This window comes from Chelativorans intermedius, from assembly GCF_025398255.1.
Classification (GTDB): Bacteria; Pseudomonadota; Alphaproteobacteria; order Rhizobiales; family Rhizobiaceae; genus Chelativorans; species Chelativorans intermedius.
Window position 1 is genome coordinate 1 of record NZ_JAODNW010000026.1, and the last position, 15,799, is coordinate 15,799.

Here is a 15,799-nt window from a genome sequence, read left to right on the forward strand (position 1 = left end):
CAGACCGGCACACGCGTCGGCGAAACCACAATACCGGCCGCGATCACGCTTCACGAGGGGGATTTCGGCAGCAAGGCAGTGATCGTCCTGCGGGTCTTCAAGACCTTTTCGGTCGATAGCGACCTCGCCTTCACGGTAGTCGAACGGCCCGCCATCGGCTCCGTCCTCGTGCTCGACCGCCCCGGCGATGAGGCCGAGCTCGTCCATGTCGCGGCCAACAGTCAGGCCGCCGATGAATGGTTGTCGCGGAACGGCTATCCAAATGCCGTGGTCCGTGAGGTGACCGCCGACGAGGCCGCGGCCGATCAGGTCGAGGGGAGGGCCGGCATGAGCGCACCGGTGCTCACCATCGAAAGCCTCTCCGTCGCCTTCGGGAGCCATGAGGCGGTGAAGGGACTCTCCTTCGGCATTCGCGAGAGGGAGACGCTGGCACTGGTGGGCGAGTCGGGCTCGGGCAAGTCGGCCACCGCGCTTGCCGTCATGCGCCTCGTCGAGCGCGAGGGCGGGCGCATCGCCGGTGGCCGCATCCTTCTTCACGACGAGGGGGAGGAGGATCTTGCCGCTCTGTCCGACAGCGCCATGCGTGCGGTGCGCGGGCGCCTGGTTTCCATGGTCTTCCAGGAGCCGATGACCTCGCTCAATCCGGTCATGAAGATCGGCGAGCAGCTTGTGGAGGTTTTCATCCGCCACAGGAAGATGCCGCGGCGGGCCGCCTTCGAGGCGGCACGCGAGGCGCTGGAGAACGTGCGCATTCCCGAGCCCGAACGTCGGCTCGGGCAATATCCGCACGAGCTTTCAGGCGGGCTTCGTCAGCGGGTGATGATTGCCATCGCGCTTGCTTGCCGGCCGCGGCTGCTGATCGCCGACGAGCCGACGACGGCGCTCGACGTCACCACGCAGGCCGAGATCCTGGCGCTTATAAGGAGCCTGCAGGAGGAGATCGGCATGGCCGTGCTCTTCATCACCCATGACATGGGCGTGGTGGCGGAGGTGGCCGACCGCGTGGTGGTGATGAGACAGGGCCGAAAGGAGGAGGAAGCGGATGTCGGCAACCTCTTCGCCCGCCCGCGGGCGGTCTATTCGCGCCAGCTCATGAACGCCACGCCGAAGCTCGGCTCCGGTGCGCCGCGCCTGCGCCATCCGCCCAGGCCCGTGCTGGAGGTCGAGGGGCTGACCACCTGCTTTGCCCTCGCGCGCGGGCTCTTCGGCCGCAAGCGCTCGCAAATCCGCGCTGTCAGCAACGCCTCGCTCACGGTGGGCGAGGGCGAGACGCTGGGGCTCGTGGGCGAATCGGGCTGCGGCAAGTCCACGCTCGCCCGCTCGATCCTGCGCCTCATCGAGCCTGCCGCGGGATCCGTGCGCCTTGCCGGGCGCGACATAATGCGGCTTTCGCGCGGGGAGCTGCGGGTCGCGCGCCGCGATGCGCAGATGGTTTTCCAGGATCCCTATGCCAGTCTTAATCCGCGCCTGCCGGTGAGCGAGCTCGTGACCGAGCCTGCGCGCATCCATGGCATCGTCAAGCCGCGCGAGATGCGCGACCTCGCGGCAAGTCTGGTCGAGAGGGTGGGGCTCGAAGCCGACGCTGTGGACCGTTTCCCGCACCAGTTTTCCGGCGGCCAGCGCCAGCGGCTGGCGATCGCGCGGGCGCTGTCGGTCGGCCCGCGGCTGATCGTGGCCGACGAGCCGGTCTCGGCCCTCGATGTCTCCATCGCGCGCCAGGTAACGGATCTCATGCTGGAGCTGCAGCGCGCGGAGAAGATGGCCTTCCTGTTCATCTCGCACGACATTGCCGTGGTCGAACGGGTGAGCCACCGCGTTGCCGTCATGTATGACGGCGAGATCGTTGAGACGGGTCCGACGGAGTCGGTCCTCGGCAATCCGCAGCACGCCTACACGAAGCGTCTTCTCTCCGCCGTCCCGCGCCCCGATCCCGCCCGCCGCATGCGCCGTTCACCGTCGCTGGACGCGGCCCTGCCGCAGCTTGTCGCCAAGCCGGGGGAGGGCGGGCCGGCCCTGCCGCTTGTCGAACGCGCCCCCGGCCACTTCGTGCGTGTGGACGCGGCCTGAGCGTTCTGCGCGGTGGGCATGAGCTGCAAGCGCGCTCCCCTGGCGGTTTTTCATCTGGCCCTTTGCCGAATGGCTGCCCTTGTTCACAAGAAAGCCGGTGCGCGCGGAAATGATCGAGGGGAGCGGCCGCTTCTCCGATCCGCCGTCGACCGCCGGCACCCCATCGGCCTCCCGGGGGATCGGGCCACCTGCAGCCGCAACCCTATTTCAGATCGGAAAGGTAGTGCGCCCGCTCGGTCAGGCAGCGCGAGATGCGCAGCTCGACGGGCTTGTGCTCCAGGTCGAAGGCGACGCGGGTGATCCTCAAGAGGGGTGTGCCGCGCTTGCAGCCCAGATGCCTGGCGTCCTCCGCGCTTGCCGCGATGGCCTTGATGCGCTCTGTGCCGCTACCGATGGTCAGGCCCCATCGCTCGGAGTACAGCCGGTAGACATTGTTCGGAATGTCGGTGAGCTTCTCGAAGCCGGGGAAGCGCCTTGCGGGCAGGGAGATGTATTCCACGATGAGGGGGTCTTCTCCGAGATAGCGCACACGTTCGATGCGCCACACGGAGGCGGTCGCGGCGATGTCCAGCGCCTCGGCCTCTTCCTTTTCTGCGCGCTGCTTGGTCCAGGACAGCACCCTGGAGGTCGGGAATGTGCGCTCTCCCGTGTCGCGAACCAGACGGAAGAACTGGAAGAGGATGCGGCTTTCCTCCGGCGCGGCGACATAGGTGCCGTGCCCCTGTCGGCGGATGAGCAGGTTCTCCGCGGTCATTGCGTTGAGGGCCTTCCGGATCGTGCCCTGGCTCACGCCGATTTCGCGGGCCAGCTCCATCTCCGAGGGAATGAGCTGGCCGGGCTGCCAGGAGCCTTCGATCAGCCGGCGTACGAGGCTTTCCTTGACCTGAAGATAAAGCGGGCGAAATCCCAGCGCCCGGGCGGGCGAAGCATCCGTCATTTCCCTTTGCCCCAAATCACACCGTCACCCATTTTTAGCGCATCGATATTGACATAGCTAGAATTTTATATCTTATGTCTTATACAAGACTGTATTGCGCTCATCCCGCCCGCACCGTGTTTCAGGAGGTTTCCATGGAGATCCCGCATCTGCTCGTTCACGAGCATGCCGACAATGTGGGGGTTGTCGTCGTCGAAGGGCTGACGGCCGGCACGAAGATGCTTTGCTGTGTCACCGCCGACAACTCGACCTTCGAGCTTGTGGCCAAGGCGGATGTGCCGATCGGGCACAAGATTGCGATCAGGGATCTGAAACAGGGCGATACGGCTATCAAATATGGCGAGGATATCGGGCGGATGATCGCCGATGTTGAACAGGGTGGGCATGTGCATGTCCACAATCTCAAGACCAAACGCTGGTAGGAGCGAAGGATCATGGTCTCCAGATACTCCAACATGACCTTCATGGGCTATCGCCGCGACAACGGCCGGGTCGGCGTGCGCAACCACGTCGTCATTCTGCCGGTCGATGACATATCGAACGCCGCTTGCGAGGCGGTGGCCAACAACATCAAGGGGACGCTCGCCCTGCCGCATGCCTATGGCCGGCTGCAGTTCGGAGAGGATCTCGAGCTGCATTTCCGCACCATGATCGGTACCGGGGCGAACCCGAACGTGGCCGCCGTCGTGGTCATCGGTATCGAGCCGGGCTGGACGCAGAAGATCGTCGATGGCATCGCCGAAACCGGCAAGCCCGTGGCCGGCTTTTCCATCGAGCAGAACGGCGACCTGAAGACCATCATGGATGCCAGCCGCAAGGCCAAGGAGTTCGTGCACTATGCAACCGAGCTCCAGCGCGAGGAATGTCCGATCTCGGAGCTCTGGATTTCCACGAAATGCGGCGAGAGCGACACGACGACCGGGCTCGGTTCCTGTCCGACGGTCGGCAATATGTATGACAAGCTGCTGCCCGAGGGCATCTATGGCTGTTTCGGCGAAACCTCCGAGATCACCGGCGCGGAGCACATCTGCAAGGCGCGGGCGATCAACGAGGAGGTGGGCGAGCGTTGGTACCGGATGTGGAAGGCCTATCAGGAAGAGGTGATCGAGCAGTTCAAGACCAACGACCTCTCCGAATCGCAGCCGACCAAGGGCAATATCGAGGGCGGACTGACGACCATCGAGGAGAAGGCGCTCGGCAACCTGGAAAAGATCGGCAAGACGTCGCGCTACATCGACATTCTCAAGCCGGCGGAGACGCCGAAATCGGGCAATGGCCTCTATTTCATGGACACCTCCTCGGCGGCGGCCGAATGTGTGACCCTGATGGCGGCGGGCGGTTATGTCGTCCATACCTTCCCCACCGGACAGGGCAACGTCATCGGCAATCCGATCGTGCCGGTCATCAAGATCACTGCCAACCCGCGCACCGTGCGCACCATGAGCGAGCACATCGACCTCGACGTGTCGGGCATTCTGCGGCGCGACATGACGATCGACGATGCCGGCGATGCGCTGATCGACATGATCGTGCGCACCTCGAACGGTCGCAACACGGCGGCGGAGGCGCTCGGCCACCGCGAATTCGTGATGACCAAGCTCTATCGCAGCGCATAGGCCCGCGGGGACGGATTGCCTTGGGAGCGATACCCTTCTGGTGTGTGGCCGAAAGGCTGTCCCTCGCTGCGACCGGCCATTGGCGCCTTGCGGGCGGGCGTCTGCGCTCTCGCGGCGGTCCCTTGAGCGTTGCCCGGGGCAGGCCCCGAGCGCGGTTTTCCAGGCCAGGCCGGATCATGACTCCGTGACCCCGATGGGCGCTCTTCTTTCACATGTGCGGACCCTGGCGCCGGGGATCGGGACGGCACTGCTGATCGCCGCGGCGGCGAGCTTTGTGGCCGATACCTATGGCGGGCCGGTCATGCTGCTGGCGCTGCTCATCGGCATCGCCCTCAACTTCCTGTCCGAGGGCGAGAAGGTGGAGGCCGGGATTCGCTTCACCTCCAAGTCCGTTCTCAAGCTCGGCGTCGCCCTCCTGGGACTCAGGATCGCGGCCAGCGATGTGGTGGCGCTCGGCGCAAGCACGGTGGTGGTCCTGGTCGTTGCCATGGCGATCACCATTCTTGCCGGCATGGCTCTCGTGCGCCTGCAGGGGCATACGCGGATCTTCGGCATTCTCATCGGCGGCGCGACGGCCATCTGTGGAGCCTCCGCGGCCCTGGCGATCTCCTCGGTGCTTCCCGACGGGCCCGCCAAGCAGCAGCAGACGATCTTCACCGTGGTGGCGGTCACCACCCTTTCGACGATCGCCATGGTCATCTACCCCGTTTTTGCGGATCTGGCCGGTTTTGACGACCGGACCACAGGCATCTTTCTCGGTGCCACCATCCATGATGTCGCCCAGGTGGTGGGCTCCGGCTATGCCGTCAGCGAACTGGCCGGCGATACGGCCACCATCGTGAAGCTGTTCCGCGTGGCGATGCTGCTTCCCGTCGTCTTCCTGATCTCCGTGCTGCTGCGGGAGAAGGGGGCGGCTGCGGCCTCGGCCCGTCTGCCGCTGCCGCTGTTCGCGCTCGCCTTCGTTGCGATGGTCGCCCTGAACTCGCTCGGGATCGTGCCCGAGGCGCTGCGCGAGCCGCTTGTCGCCCTCTCGCGCTGGTGCCTGGTTGCGGCAGTGGCGGCAATCGGGCTGACGACGTCCATAAAGGATATTCTGGAGATCGGCGGCACGGCCATCTATGCGGCGGTGGGAACCACCATCGTGCTTCTTGTCACGGTTATGGGCCTTTTGTTTGTCATTGGAGGATAGGCCATGGCGGATGTGATCATCACGGAGTTCATGGACGAGGCGGCGGTGGAGCGCATCCGCGCGCGCTACGAGACGATCTATGATCCGAAGCTCGTCGATGCCGGCCAGGAATTGTTGAAGCGCCTCCCGCAGGCGCGCGCGCTCATCGTGCGCAATCGGACAGCGGTGAGGGGCGAGCTTCTGGCCGCGGCAGGCCGGCTTGAATGTGTCGGCCGCCTGGGGGTCGGCCTCGACAATATCGACGTCGATGCCTGCCGGGCGCGGGGAATCGCGGTCTATCCGGCAACCGGCGCGAACGACCTTTCCGTGGCCGAGTATGTGATGACTGCCGCGCTTCTTCTGCTGCGCGGGGCCTATGGCGCCACCGCCGTGGTGGCCGCCGGCGAATGGCCCCGGCAGCGCCTGATCGGGCGCGAGGTCTCCGGCAGGGTGATGGGGCTTGTGGGCTATGGCGCGATTGCGCGCGAGGTGGCCCGGCGGGCCGCGGCCTTCGGCATGGAGGTGATGGCCTTCGATCCCTTTCTTCCGGCGGGCGATGCGCGCTGGGCCGGCGCGCGCAGCGTGGCCTTCGATGAGCTTCTGGAGGCATCGCACGTCATCAGCCTGCATGTTCCGCTGAGCGAGGGGACGCGGCACATGATCGACGCCGGCGCGATCTCGAAAATGAGACGCGATGCCATCCTCATCAATGCAGCGCGCGGCGGCGTCGTCGACGAGCAGGCGCTTGCAGCCGCCCTGAGGGCGGGGCGCCTTGGCGGGGCCGCGCTCGATGTCTTCGAGGTCGAGCCGTTGACGGCGGATGCCGGCGCCGCATTCTCGGGTATCGACAATCTGATCCTGACGCCGCATATCGCGGGCGTTACCGAAGAATCGAATGTGCGGGTGTCCAACCTTATTGCCGAGACGGTTCTTCACCACCTTGACGGAATGGCATGACCAGCGAACTCATAAGCATCGAAGCCGCCCACAAGCTGATCGTCGACGCGCTCGTGTCCAACGACACATCGCCGCAGAACGCGCGCAGTGTCGCCGATGCGTTGACGGGTGCCGAACTTGCGGGCCAGAGCGGGCACGGCCTGCGCCGCGTTCCCGCCTATGCGGCGCAGACGCGTGCAGGCAAGGTGAAGGGCCATGCCGTCCCCACGGCGCGGCGTGTGCGCCCCGGCGTGGTGCGCATCGACGCCGCCAACGGCTTTGCGTTTCCCGCCCTCGATCTGGCGGTGGGCGAGCTCGCCGAGCTTGCTCCGCAGCAGGGGATTGCAATGGCCGGCATTCATCGTTCGCATCACGCCGGTGTCGCGGGCCTGACGGTTGAGGCGCTGGCAAGGCGGGGGCTTGTCGGCCTGATGTTCGCCAACGCGCCCGCCGCGATGGCGCCATGGGGCGGCCGGAAGGCGCTGTTCGGGACGAACCCGATCGCTTTTGCCGCTCCGGTTGCCGGCGCCGAGCCGGTTGTCGTGGACGTTTCGCTTTCCAAGGTCGCGCGCGGCAAGCTGATGGCCGCCCGGCAGAAGAACATGGCGATCCCGGAGGGCTGGGCGCTCGACCCGGAGGGCAATCCGACCACGGACCCGGCGGCCGGCATGGCAGGCACGATGGTTCCGCTCGGCGATGCGAAGGGCACGGCGCTTGCGCTGATGGTCGAGCTTCTGTGCGCCGGGTTGACGGGCGCGAACTTTGCCTATGAGCAATCCTCGTTCTTTGACGATGCCGGCGACCCGCCGGGCACCGGCCAGGCGTTGATCGCCGTCGATCCGCTGGCCTTCGGACCGGGTGCCACGGAGCGCTTTGCCGAAATGGTGCGCATGATCGACATGCAGGAAGGGGCGCGCGTGCCGGGCCATCGCCGCCGCGAGATTGCCGCGCGCGTGCGCGAGCGGGGGGTTGAAGTCGACACGTCCCTGCTTCATGAAATCAAGGCTTTGATCGTTTGAGATGGACTGAAGGGTGGGTTCGGTGACGCGCGAGTTTTTCGGAAGGACTGCGGCTGGAGAGGTGGTCGAGCGTGTTGCCCTCAAGGGTGGCGGGCTCACCGCGCATGTGATGACGTGGGGGGCCGTCGTCCAGGATCTCAGGCTTGACGGCCATGATGGCCCTCTGGTTCTGGGGTTCGAGCGCTTCGAGGACTATCCGGCCCATTCTCCCTATTTCGGGGCGATTGCCGGCCGCTGTGCCAACCGGATCAAAGGCGGGCGGTTCTCGATCGACGGTGTCGAACATCAGGCCGATACCAATTTTCTTGGGCGGCATCTCCTGCATGGTGGCCGGCAGGGGATCGGCAAGCGCGTGTGGACCATCGCTGCGCTCGGCGAGGATTTCGTTACGCTGACTCTTCGCGATCCCGACGGCACCATGGGCTTTCCTGGCGCTCTCGACATTTCCTGCACCTACCGTCTGGCCGATGGCGGCCGTTTCATCGTCGATTTGCGCGCGCAAACGGATGCGCCGACGCTTTGCAACCTTGCCCATCATTCCTACTTCAACCTCGACGATGGCGGGGCGGGCGACTGCCTCGATCACCTGGTGTCCATCGAGGCCGATGCCTACCTGCCGGTCGACCACGAGCTGATCCCGACGGGCGATGTTCTTGCGGTGAGGGAAACCGTGTTCGATTTCCGCAGGCTGCGGCCCATCCGGGCGATGAGCGAGGGGAGACCCCTCGCCTATGACCACAATTTCTGCCTGTCGGCGCAGCGAGGGCCCTTGCGCAATGTGGCAAGGGTGGAAGGTGGGCGCTCGGGCCTGTCCATGGAGGTCTGGACCACCGAGCCCGGGTTGCAGTTCTATACCGGCGAGAAGGTCGCAAGGGATGTGCCCGGCCTCGAAGGCCGCCGCTACCGGGCCTATGCGGGCTTCGCGATGGAGCCGCAAGTGTGGCCGGACTCACCCAATCACCGCCATTTTCCGCAGGCCGTCCTGCGCCCTGGCGAGACCTTTCATCAGACGAGCGAATATCGGTTTTCCCGGCGCTGAAGCACCGCACGGGAAACGCCCGGAAGACAGGGCATCTCGGAGAAGGCTTTTTGCCGCGGCCTGACCGGGCGTTGCCGCCAAGGCGTTGACAGGGCGGCGCGCGAGGTCATTGCGGCAGCCGGCTATGGCAGCTTCTTCACCCATCGCACCGGCCACGGCGTGGGCGTGGTCTTCTCCATCGAACTCGGCATCTATCTGCCCGGCCGGTTCGGCATCAGGCTCGAAGAGGTGGTCATCCTGCGCCCGGAGGGCGCGGAGGTGCTCTCCAAGATGCCGCGCACGATCCAGGGCTTGCCATAGGCAGAAACGAAGCCACACCGATTGCGCCGTTCGGTTGGTGGCGCGGGGTTGGCCACGGGCTTTCATTGCAGAGGGGCCCCGACCTGTTCCTTGAGCCAGCGTTGAAACTTTTCGAGCGGTCCGCCGACCGGCCGGTCGGTGGGCCACACCAGATAGTAGCTGCCAAGGCTCTGCTGGCAGCCGCTCAGCACCATCTGCAGGCGGCCGTTGCGGATTTCGCTTTCTGCCAGATAGCTGGGCAGGAGCGCCACGCCCATGCCGTGGATGGCGGCCTGCGCCATGGTGGAGAACTGGTCGAACAACATGCCGCGCAGGCCCGCCACGGGATGGCCGTTGCGGGCGAACCAGTTCTCCCACGCGTCGGGCCGCGTCTCCAGATGCAGAAGCGGCAACGCAAGCACGTCTGCAACCCGTCTTATCGGTTGCTTCAGGAGGGCAGGCGCGCAGACTGCGACGACCTGCTCCTCGAGGATCGGCAGATACTCCACGCCGATCCAGTCGCGTCGGCCGAAATGGATCGCCGCGTCGAACGGCTCGGATGCGAAGCTGAAAGGGCGCAGACGTGTCGACAGGTTCACCGTGATCTCGGGGTGGCGGCTGGCAAAATCCTTCAGCCGCGGCGCCAGCCAATGCATGCCGAAGGCCGGCAGGATGGCAAGGTCGAGACTGCCGCCCGCCGGATTCGCCTTCAGCTTCAGGGAAGCCGTTGCCAGCCCGCGCAGGAGCTCACGCACCTTCTGTGCGTAAAGCCGGGCCGCCGGGGTGAGCCGCAGCCGATTGCCGTCGCGCAGGAACAGCTGCGCGCCCATCTGTTCCTCCAGTACCTTCAACTGGCGGCTCACAGCACTTTGCGTCAGTGACAGCTCCGCCGCCGCCGCCGTGGCGCTTCCCAGGCGGTCCACAGCCTCAAGTGCCATCAGCGAGCTGATGGACGGGAGGAATCTGCGGGCGATCATCATGACTTTTCCTCATGGTTTCGCGAGCAGGTATCATTAGGCGGCAGCCACCAGATGCGCAATAGATGGGGCATACGCGCAAAGGTGAGGAATGAGCGTGTTGACGTCACCGCATGATAGCACGCCGTTTCGCCGCGCCCGGCGGGCGGCGGGGCTGGCGCTTTCGGATATTGTGCAGATCAGCGAGGAAAGCGCGCGGCTGAAAGCCCAGGGCCGCGACATCGTTGCGCTCAGCACGGGCGAGCCGGACTTTCCCACGCCGGCGCACGCCATCGAGGCGGCGCATGAGGCCGCCCGCTCCGGCCTGACGAAATATCCGCCGACGGCGGGGCTGAAGAGCCTGCGCGCAGCCATTGCGGCGCGGGCGCCGGGGCCCGAGGTCGGGCCGGAATCGGTGCTCGTCTCCACCGGCGCCAAGCAGGTTCTGGCCATGGCGATGCTCGCCACGCTGGACCCCGGCGAGGAGGTGATCCTGCCCGCGCCATGCTGGTCCTCCTATGGCGACATCGTGACGATGGCCGGCGGCAGGGCGGTGTTTGTGCCCTGTCCCGTCGAGGCCGGATTCAAGCTTGCCCCGCATGCGCTTGCCGCAGCGATCACGTCGCGCACGCGATGGCTGCTGCTCAACTCTCCGTCGAACCCGAGCGGCGCCACCTATGGGGCCGGCGCGCTGGCCGCTCTGGCCGAGGTTCTGCGGGCCCATCCGCGGGTCTGGGTGCTCAGCGACGAAATCTACGAGCATCTGAGCTATGTGCCCTTCGTCTCCCTGCGGGAGGTGGCGCCCGATCTTGCCGGGCGCATGCTGGTGGTCAACGGCGTATCGAAAGCCTATGCCATGACCGGCTGGCGCATCGGCTGGGGCATCGGGCCGGCGGCGCTGATCGACGCCATGGAGGCGGTGCAGGGGCAGATCACCTCCGGTGCCTGCGCCATCGCCCAGGCCGCCGCGCTGGCCGCGCTTGAAGGCGATCAGGAGATTCTCGGGCAGCGTCGTGCGGTGATGCGCGCCCGTCGCGATCGGGTTGTGGCTGCGTTGAATGCCACCGGCCTGATCGACTGCCCCGTGCCGGAAGGGGCCTTCTATGTGTTTCCCTCCTGCATGCGCATTCTGGGCCTGAGGACGCCGCAGGGCGAGGTGCTGGAAGACGACAGGGCGTTCTGCCGGTCCTTGCTGCAGGATCACGGCGTCGCCGTCGTGCCGGGCAGCGCCTTCGGCCTGCCGGGGCATTTCCGACTTTCCTTTGCCTATTCGAACGAGACACTGAGCGCGGGTCTTGAGCGCATCGCCAAGGCCGTCTCATCCCTTCAGGGAACAGCCAGGTGAGCATCGTGATGACATCCGCAAACGGCAACGCGCCGAAACAGGCCCCTTTCAATTGGGAAGATCCGTTCCTGCTGGAAGACGAGCTTTCGCAGGAGGAGCGGCTGATCCGCGATGCGGCGGCAGCCTTTGCGGCCGACAAGCTCGCCCCCCGCATCGAGCGGGCCTATATGGAGGAGGAGACGGACCGGGAGCTCTTCCGCGAGATGGGGGCGGCGGGCCTTCTCGGCGTCACCATCCCGCAGGACTATGGCGGTGCGGGCGCGGGCTATGTTTCCTACGGGCTGGTGGCGCGCGAGGTGGAGCGGGTGGATTCGGGCTTTCGCTCCATGATGAGCGTGCAGTCCTCGCTGGTCATGTATCCGATCCATGCCTACGGCTCGCAGGAGCAGCGCCGGAAATATCTGCCGGGGCTTGCCTCGGGCGCCCTGATCGGCTGCTTCGGGCTGACCGAGCCCGACGCCGGCTCCGACCCCGGCGCGATGAAGACCAGGGCGGAGAAGATTTCCGGCGGCTACCGGCTGACGGGCACGAAGATGTGGATCTCCAACAGCCCGATTGCGGATATCTTCGTCGTGTGGGCGAAGTCTGCCGCCCATGAGGGCGCCATTCGCGGCTTTGTGCTGGAACGGGGGATGAAGGGGCTTTCGGCCCCGAAGATCGGCGGCAAGCTTTCGCTGCGTGCCTCGATCACCGGCGAGATCGTGATGGACGGTGTGGAGGTCCCGGAGGATGCGTTGCTGCCGGGCGTCTGCGGGCTCAAAGGTCCGTTCGGCTGCCTCAACCGGGCGCGCTACGGCATCTCCTGGGGGGTCATGGGGGCGGCGGAAGACTGCTGGTTGCGGGCACGCCGCTACGGGCTGGAGCGCCAGCAGTTCGGCCGGCCGCTGGCTGCCACCCAGCTCTTCCAGAAGAAGCTCGCCGACATGCAGACGGAGATTGCGCTGGGCCTGCAGGCAAGCCTTCGGGTGGGGCGGCTGATGGATGCGGGCAGATTCGCGCCGGAGATGATCTCGCTTGTGAAGCGCAACAACTGCGGCAAGGCGCTGGACATCGCGCGCGCGGCGCGCGACATGCATGGCGGCAACGGCATTCAGATCGAGTATGCCGTCATGCGCCACGCCCAGAACCTGGAAACCGTCAACACCTATGAGGGCACCCACGACGTTCACGCCCTCATCCTGGGGCGGGCCCAGACCGGATTGCAGGCATTCTGCTGATGGACCGGGCGGACATCGTTCACGAAAACTTCCTGCGCAGGGGCGCGGCAAGGGACTTCCCCGCCGGCCGAGCGCCGCGGCCCGGCCTGCCGGCAGAGGACGCGGTGGCGCTCTATCGTGCCCAGTGTCTGAGCCGGGCGCTCGATCGCACCAGCCGTGCCATGCAGAAGGCCGGGCAGGGTTACTACACCATCGGCTCGTCGGGTCATGAGGGCATGGCGGCCGTGGCGCATGCGCTGCGGCCCACAGACATGGCCTTCCTGCACTATCGTGATGCGGCTTTCCAGATCGCGCGGGCGGGCCAGCTGCCGGGGCAGACGGTGGCCTGGGACATGCTCCTGTCCTTTGCCGCCTCGAGCGAGGATCCGATCTCGGGGGGCAGGCACAAGGTCCTCGGTTCCAGGGCACTGAACATCCCGCCGCAGACCTCGACGATTGCAAGCCACCTTCCCAAGGCGGTGGGGGCCGCCTACAGCCTGGGCCTGGCGCGGCGGCATCCGCCCGAGCACCGTCAACTGCCGGAGGATGCCATCGTGATGTGCTCCTTCGGCGATGCCTCGGCCAACCATTCCACGGCGCAGGGGGCCATCAACGCGGCGCAGTGGACGGCCTATCAGGGCGTGCCCCTGCCGCTTCTCTTCGTCTGCGAGGACAACGGCATCGGCATTTCGGTGCGCACGCCGAAGGGCTGGGTGGCTGCGGCCTTCTCTTCCCGTCCGGGCCTCAGATATTTCCACGCCGACGGGCTCGATCTCTACGAGACCTATCGCGTGGCTTGCGAGGCCGCGCACCATGTGCGCACGCGCCGCAAGCCGGCCTTCCTGCATCTTCGCACCGTGCGGCTGTACGGCCATGCCGGCGCCGACGTGCCCACAAGCTATATGAGCCGAGAGGAAATCGAGGCCGAGGAGGCAAACGAGCCCCTGCTTCATTCGGTGCGGCTGCTTGCCGAGGCGGGCGCGCTCGAGCCGGAGGCGGCGCTGGACATCTATCGCCAGACCTGCGCGCGCGTCGAGCGGATCGCGGCAGAAGCCGTCACGCGGCCGCGGCTTGGCGATGCGCGGGAGGTCATGAAGAGCCTCATTCCCCCGCGCCGCGCCTGCAGACCGACCAATGGCCCGCCTGCCGAAGCGCGCGCCAGGCTCTTCGGGGCAGAGCTTCGCGCCATGGACGAGCCGCAGCCCATGGGGCGGCTCATCAACTGGGCCCTTCATGACCTGATGCTGGAGCATGAGGAGGTCGTTGTGGCGGGCGAGGATGTCGGCCGCAAGGGGGGCGTCTATGGCATCACGCAAAAGCTGCAGGCCCGCTTCGGCGCGGACCGGGTCATCGACACGCTGCTTGACGAGCAGTCCATCCTGGGCCTTGGCATCGGCCTTGCGCACAACGGATTCCTGCCCATCCCCGAGATCCAGTTTCTGGCCTATCTGCACAATGCGGAGGACCAGCTGCGCGGCGAGGCGGCCACCCTGCCTTTCTTTTCCAATGGGCAATATGCCAATCCCATGGTGGTTCGCATTGCCGGCCTCGGATACCAGAAGGGCTTCGGAGGCCACTTCCACAACGACAACAGTCTGGCCGTGCTGCGCGACATTCCCGGGCTCATCCTTGCCTGTCCTTCCGATGGGGCGGAGGCTGCCATGATGCTGCGCGAATGTGTGCGCCTGGCGCGAACGGAGCAGCGCGTCTCGGTGTTCCTGGAACCCATAGCGCTCTACTTGGCGCGGGATCTGCACGCGGCCAAGGATGGCCTCTGGACGCGCCGTTATCCTTCGCCCGGCGAGCGGATCGGCCTTGGCGAGGTCGGCATCCATGGCAAGGGGCGCGATCTGGCCATCGTCACCTATGGCAATGGGCGCTATCTGTCTTGCCAGGCGGAGCGGGAACTGCGCAAGGCGGGCATCGACCTGCGCATCATCGACCTGCGGTGGCTTGCCCCGCTGCCCGAGACGGCGCTGGCCGAGGCGGTCAAGGGCTGCCGGCGGGTGCTGATCGTGGATGAATGCCGCCGCAGCGGAAATGTCTCGGAGGCGTTGATGACGTTCATGAGCGATTCCGGCCTCAGGGCCGCGCGGATCGCGGCCGAGGACAGCTTCATCGCCACCGGCCCTGCCTATGCCGCCACCATGCCGTCCGCGCAGGACATTGTTGCGGCGGCCCGAAAGCTGGTGGCGTCATGACGACGGCGGTGGTGATCTGCCCGGGCCGGGGCACCTACAACAAGACGGAGCTTGGCTATCTGGCCCGTCATCATGACGACAAGGGCGCGCTTCTTGCCGGCTTCGACCGCCTTCGCGTGGAAGCCGGCCAGGAAACGCTCACCGCGCTCGACGGGGCGGCGCGCTACAGCGTCGCCCACCACACGCGCGGCGACAATGCCTCCGCCCTCATCTATGCCTGCACGCTTGCGGATTTCCTCTCAATCCGGCCCGACATCGAGATTGTCGCGATCACCGGCAATTCCATGGGCTGGTATTCGGCACTCGCCTGCGGCGGCGCCCTGTCGCCCGATGACGGATTCGGCCTCGTCAACACCATGGGCACCCTGATGCAGGAGCGTCTGATCGGCGGCCAGCTCGTCTATCCTCACATGGGGGAGGACTGGCGCGCGGATCCGGCGCGCAAGGAAGCGCTTCTGGCCCTGGTGGCGGAGATCGACGCGCGCGAGGGGCACAGGCTGGCACTTTCCATCGATCTTGGCGGGATGCTCGTGTTCGGCGGCGACGAGGCCGGGCTTGCTGCCTTCGCGGCGGCGGTGGAGCCGGTGGATGGGCGCTTTCCCATGCGCCTTGCCAATCACGCCGCCTTTCACACGGGCCTGCAGGCGCCGGTGGCCGAGCAGGCGCGGCAAAGGCTGTCAGCCGCGATGTTCGGCCAGCCGCGCCTACCGCTGATCGACGGGCGCGGTGCCATCTGGTGGCCCGGTGCGACGCGGATCGATGCGCTGTGGGACTACACGCTGGGGCATCAGGTGGTGGCGCCCTATGATTTTACGCGCGCGGTGCGCACCGCCGCTCTTGAGTTTGCGCCCGACTTGTTCATCGTTCCCGGACCAGGCACCACTCTGGGTGGGGCGGTGGCGCAATCGCTCATTCTTTGCAAATGGAAAGGCATGGATTGCAAGGCCGCATTCCATGAAAGACAACAAGCCGAGCCTTTGCTGGTCGCCATGGGGATGGAGGCGCAGCGGAACTTGGCGACGGGAGAAGGAGACTGACCC

At 66.2% G+C, this 15,799-nt stretch carries 14 protein-coding genes; 12 read left to right on the forward strand and 2 right to left on the reverse strand.

Annotated elements, in window-relative coordinates; genetic code table 11:
- Window positions 1-2,067: ABC transporter ATP-binding protein (locus tag NYR58_RS17155; RefSeq protein WP_261522382.1), on the forward strand; the 2,067-nt coding region annotated here is incomplete at its 5' end.
- A gap of 202 nt (window positions 2,068-2,269) precedes the next feature.
- Here NYR58_RS17155 and NYR58_RS17160 read toward each other — a convergent pair.
- On the reverse strand, window positions 2,270-3,004 hold the full coding sequence (locus tag NYR58_RS17160) for a GntR family transcriptional regulator (RefSeq protein WP_261522383.1): 735 nt from the start codon (window positions 3,002-3,004) through the stop codon (window positions 2,270-2,272).
- Between the two features lie 134 nt (window positions 3,005-3,138).
- On the opposite strand from NYR58_RS17160, the gene NYR58_RS17165 reads away from it, so the two are divergent.
- The 7 genes from NYR58_RS17165 to NYR58_RS17195 all read left to right on the forward strand — a co-directional run bounded on the left by NYR58_RS17165 (window position 3,139) and on the right by NYR58_RS17195 (window position 9,082).
- A complete protein-coding gene (locus NYR58_RS17165) occupies window positions 3,139-3,426 on the forward strand; it encodes a UxaA family hydrolase (protein WP_261522384.1) in 288 nt (95 codons plus the stop codon).
- 12 nt (window positions 3,427-3,438) lie between these two features.
- The gene (locus NYR58_RS17170; RefSeq protein WP_261522385.1) at window positions 3,439-4,620 is read left to right on the forward strand and encodes a UxaA family hydrolase; all 1,182 of its coding nucleotides are present in this window, start codon (window positions 3,439-3,441) and stop codon (window positions 4,618-4,620) included.
- A 193-nt stretch (window positions 4,621-4,813) separates the two neighbouring features.
- Complete coding sequence (locus NYR58_RS17175; protein WP_261522386.1) at window positions 4,814-5,809, forward strand: YeiH family protein; 996 nt, start codon at window positions 4,814-4,816, stop codon at window positions 5,807-5,809.
- A 3-nt stretch (window positions 5,810-5,812) separates the two neighbouring features.
- Window positions 5,813-6,745, forward strand: a complete 933-nt coding sequence (locus NYR58_RS17180) for an NAD(P)-dependent oxidoreductase (RefSeq protein WP_261522387.1) — start codon at window positions 5,813-5,815, stop codon at window positions 6,743-6,745.
- On the forward strand, window positions 6,742-7,743 hold the full coding sequence (locus tag NYR58_RS17185; RefSeq protein WP_261522388.1) for an Ldh family oxidoreductase: 1,002 nt from the start codon (window positions 6,742-6,744) through the stop codon (window positions 7,741-7,743). Before NYR58_RS17180 ends, NYR58_RS17185 begins: the two co-directional genes overlap by 4 nt.
- Window positions 7,744-7,765: 22 nt before the next feature.
- A complete protein-coding gene (locus NYR58_RS17190; protein ID WP_261522389.1) occupies window positions 7,766-8,782 on the forward strand; it encodes an aldose epimerase family protein in 1,017 nt (338 codons plus the stop codon).
- A 159-nt stretch (window positions 8,783-8,941) separates the two neighbouring features.
- Window positions 8,942-9,082: a hypothetical protein gene (locus tag NYR58_RS17195; RefSeq protein ID WP_261522390.1), complete on the forward strand. Its 141-nt coding sequence runs from the start codon at window positions 8,942-8,944 to the stop codon at window positions 9,080-9,082.
- Between the two features lie 62 nt (window positions 9,083-9,144).
- On the opposite strand, the gene NYR58_RS17200 is transcribed toward NYR58_RS17195, so the two are convergent.
- Window positions 9,145-10,041, reverse strand: coding sequence for a LysR substrate-binding domain-containing protein (locus NYR58_RS17200; RefSeq protein ID WP_378074698.1), 897 nt, complete (start codon window positions 10,039-10,041; stop codon window positions 9,145-9,147).
- Window positions 10,042-10,129: 88 nt separating this feature from the next.
- Here NYR58_RS17200 and NYR58_RS17205 point away from each other — a divergent pair, with 88 nt between their 5' ends.
- The 4 genes from NYR58_RS17205 to NYR58_RS17220 are packed head-to-tail and all read left to right on the forward strand — an operon-like array spanning window position 10,130 to window position 15,796.
- Entirely contained in the window at window positions 10,130-11,362 is a 1,233-nt protein-coding gene (locus NYR58_RS17205) for a pyridoxal phosphate-dependent aminotransferase (RefSeq protein ID WP_261522392.1), read from the forward strand.
- 8 nt (window positions 11,363-11,370) lie between these two features.
- Window positions 11,371-12,579: an acyl-CoA dehydrogenase gene (locus tag NYR58_RS17210; RefSeq protein ID WP_261522421.1), complete on the forward strand. Its 1,209-nt coding sequence runs from the start codon at window positions 11,371-11,373 to the stop codon at window positions 12,577-12,579.
- Complete coding sequence (locus NYR58_RS17215; RefSeq protein WP_261522393.1) at window positions 12,579-14,759, forward strand: thiamine pyrophosphate-dependent enzyme; 2,181 nt, start codon at window positions 12,579-12,581, stop codon at window positions 14,757-14,759. Before NYR58_RS17210 ends, NYR58_RS17215 begins: the two co-directional genes overlap by 1 nt.
- Window positions 14,756-15,796 carry an ACP S-malonyltransferase gene (locus NYR58_RS17220; protein ID WP_261522394.1) on the forward strand — a complete coding sequence of 347 codons (1,041 nt, stop codon included), beginning with the start codon at window positions 14,756-14,758 and terminating at the stop codon, window positions 15,794-15,796. The genes NYR58_RS17215 and NYR58_RS17220 overlap by 4 nt, the downstream gene beginning before the upstream one ends.
- Window positions 15,797-15,799 lie beyond the last annotated feature (3 nt).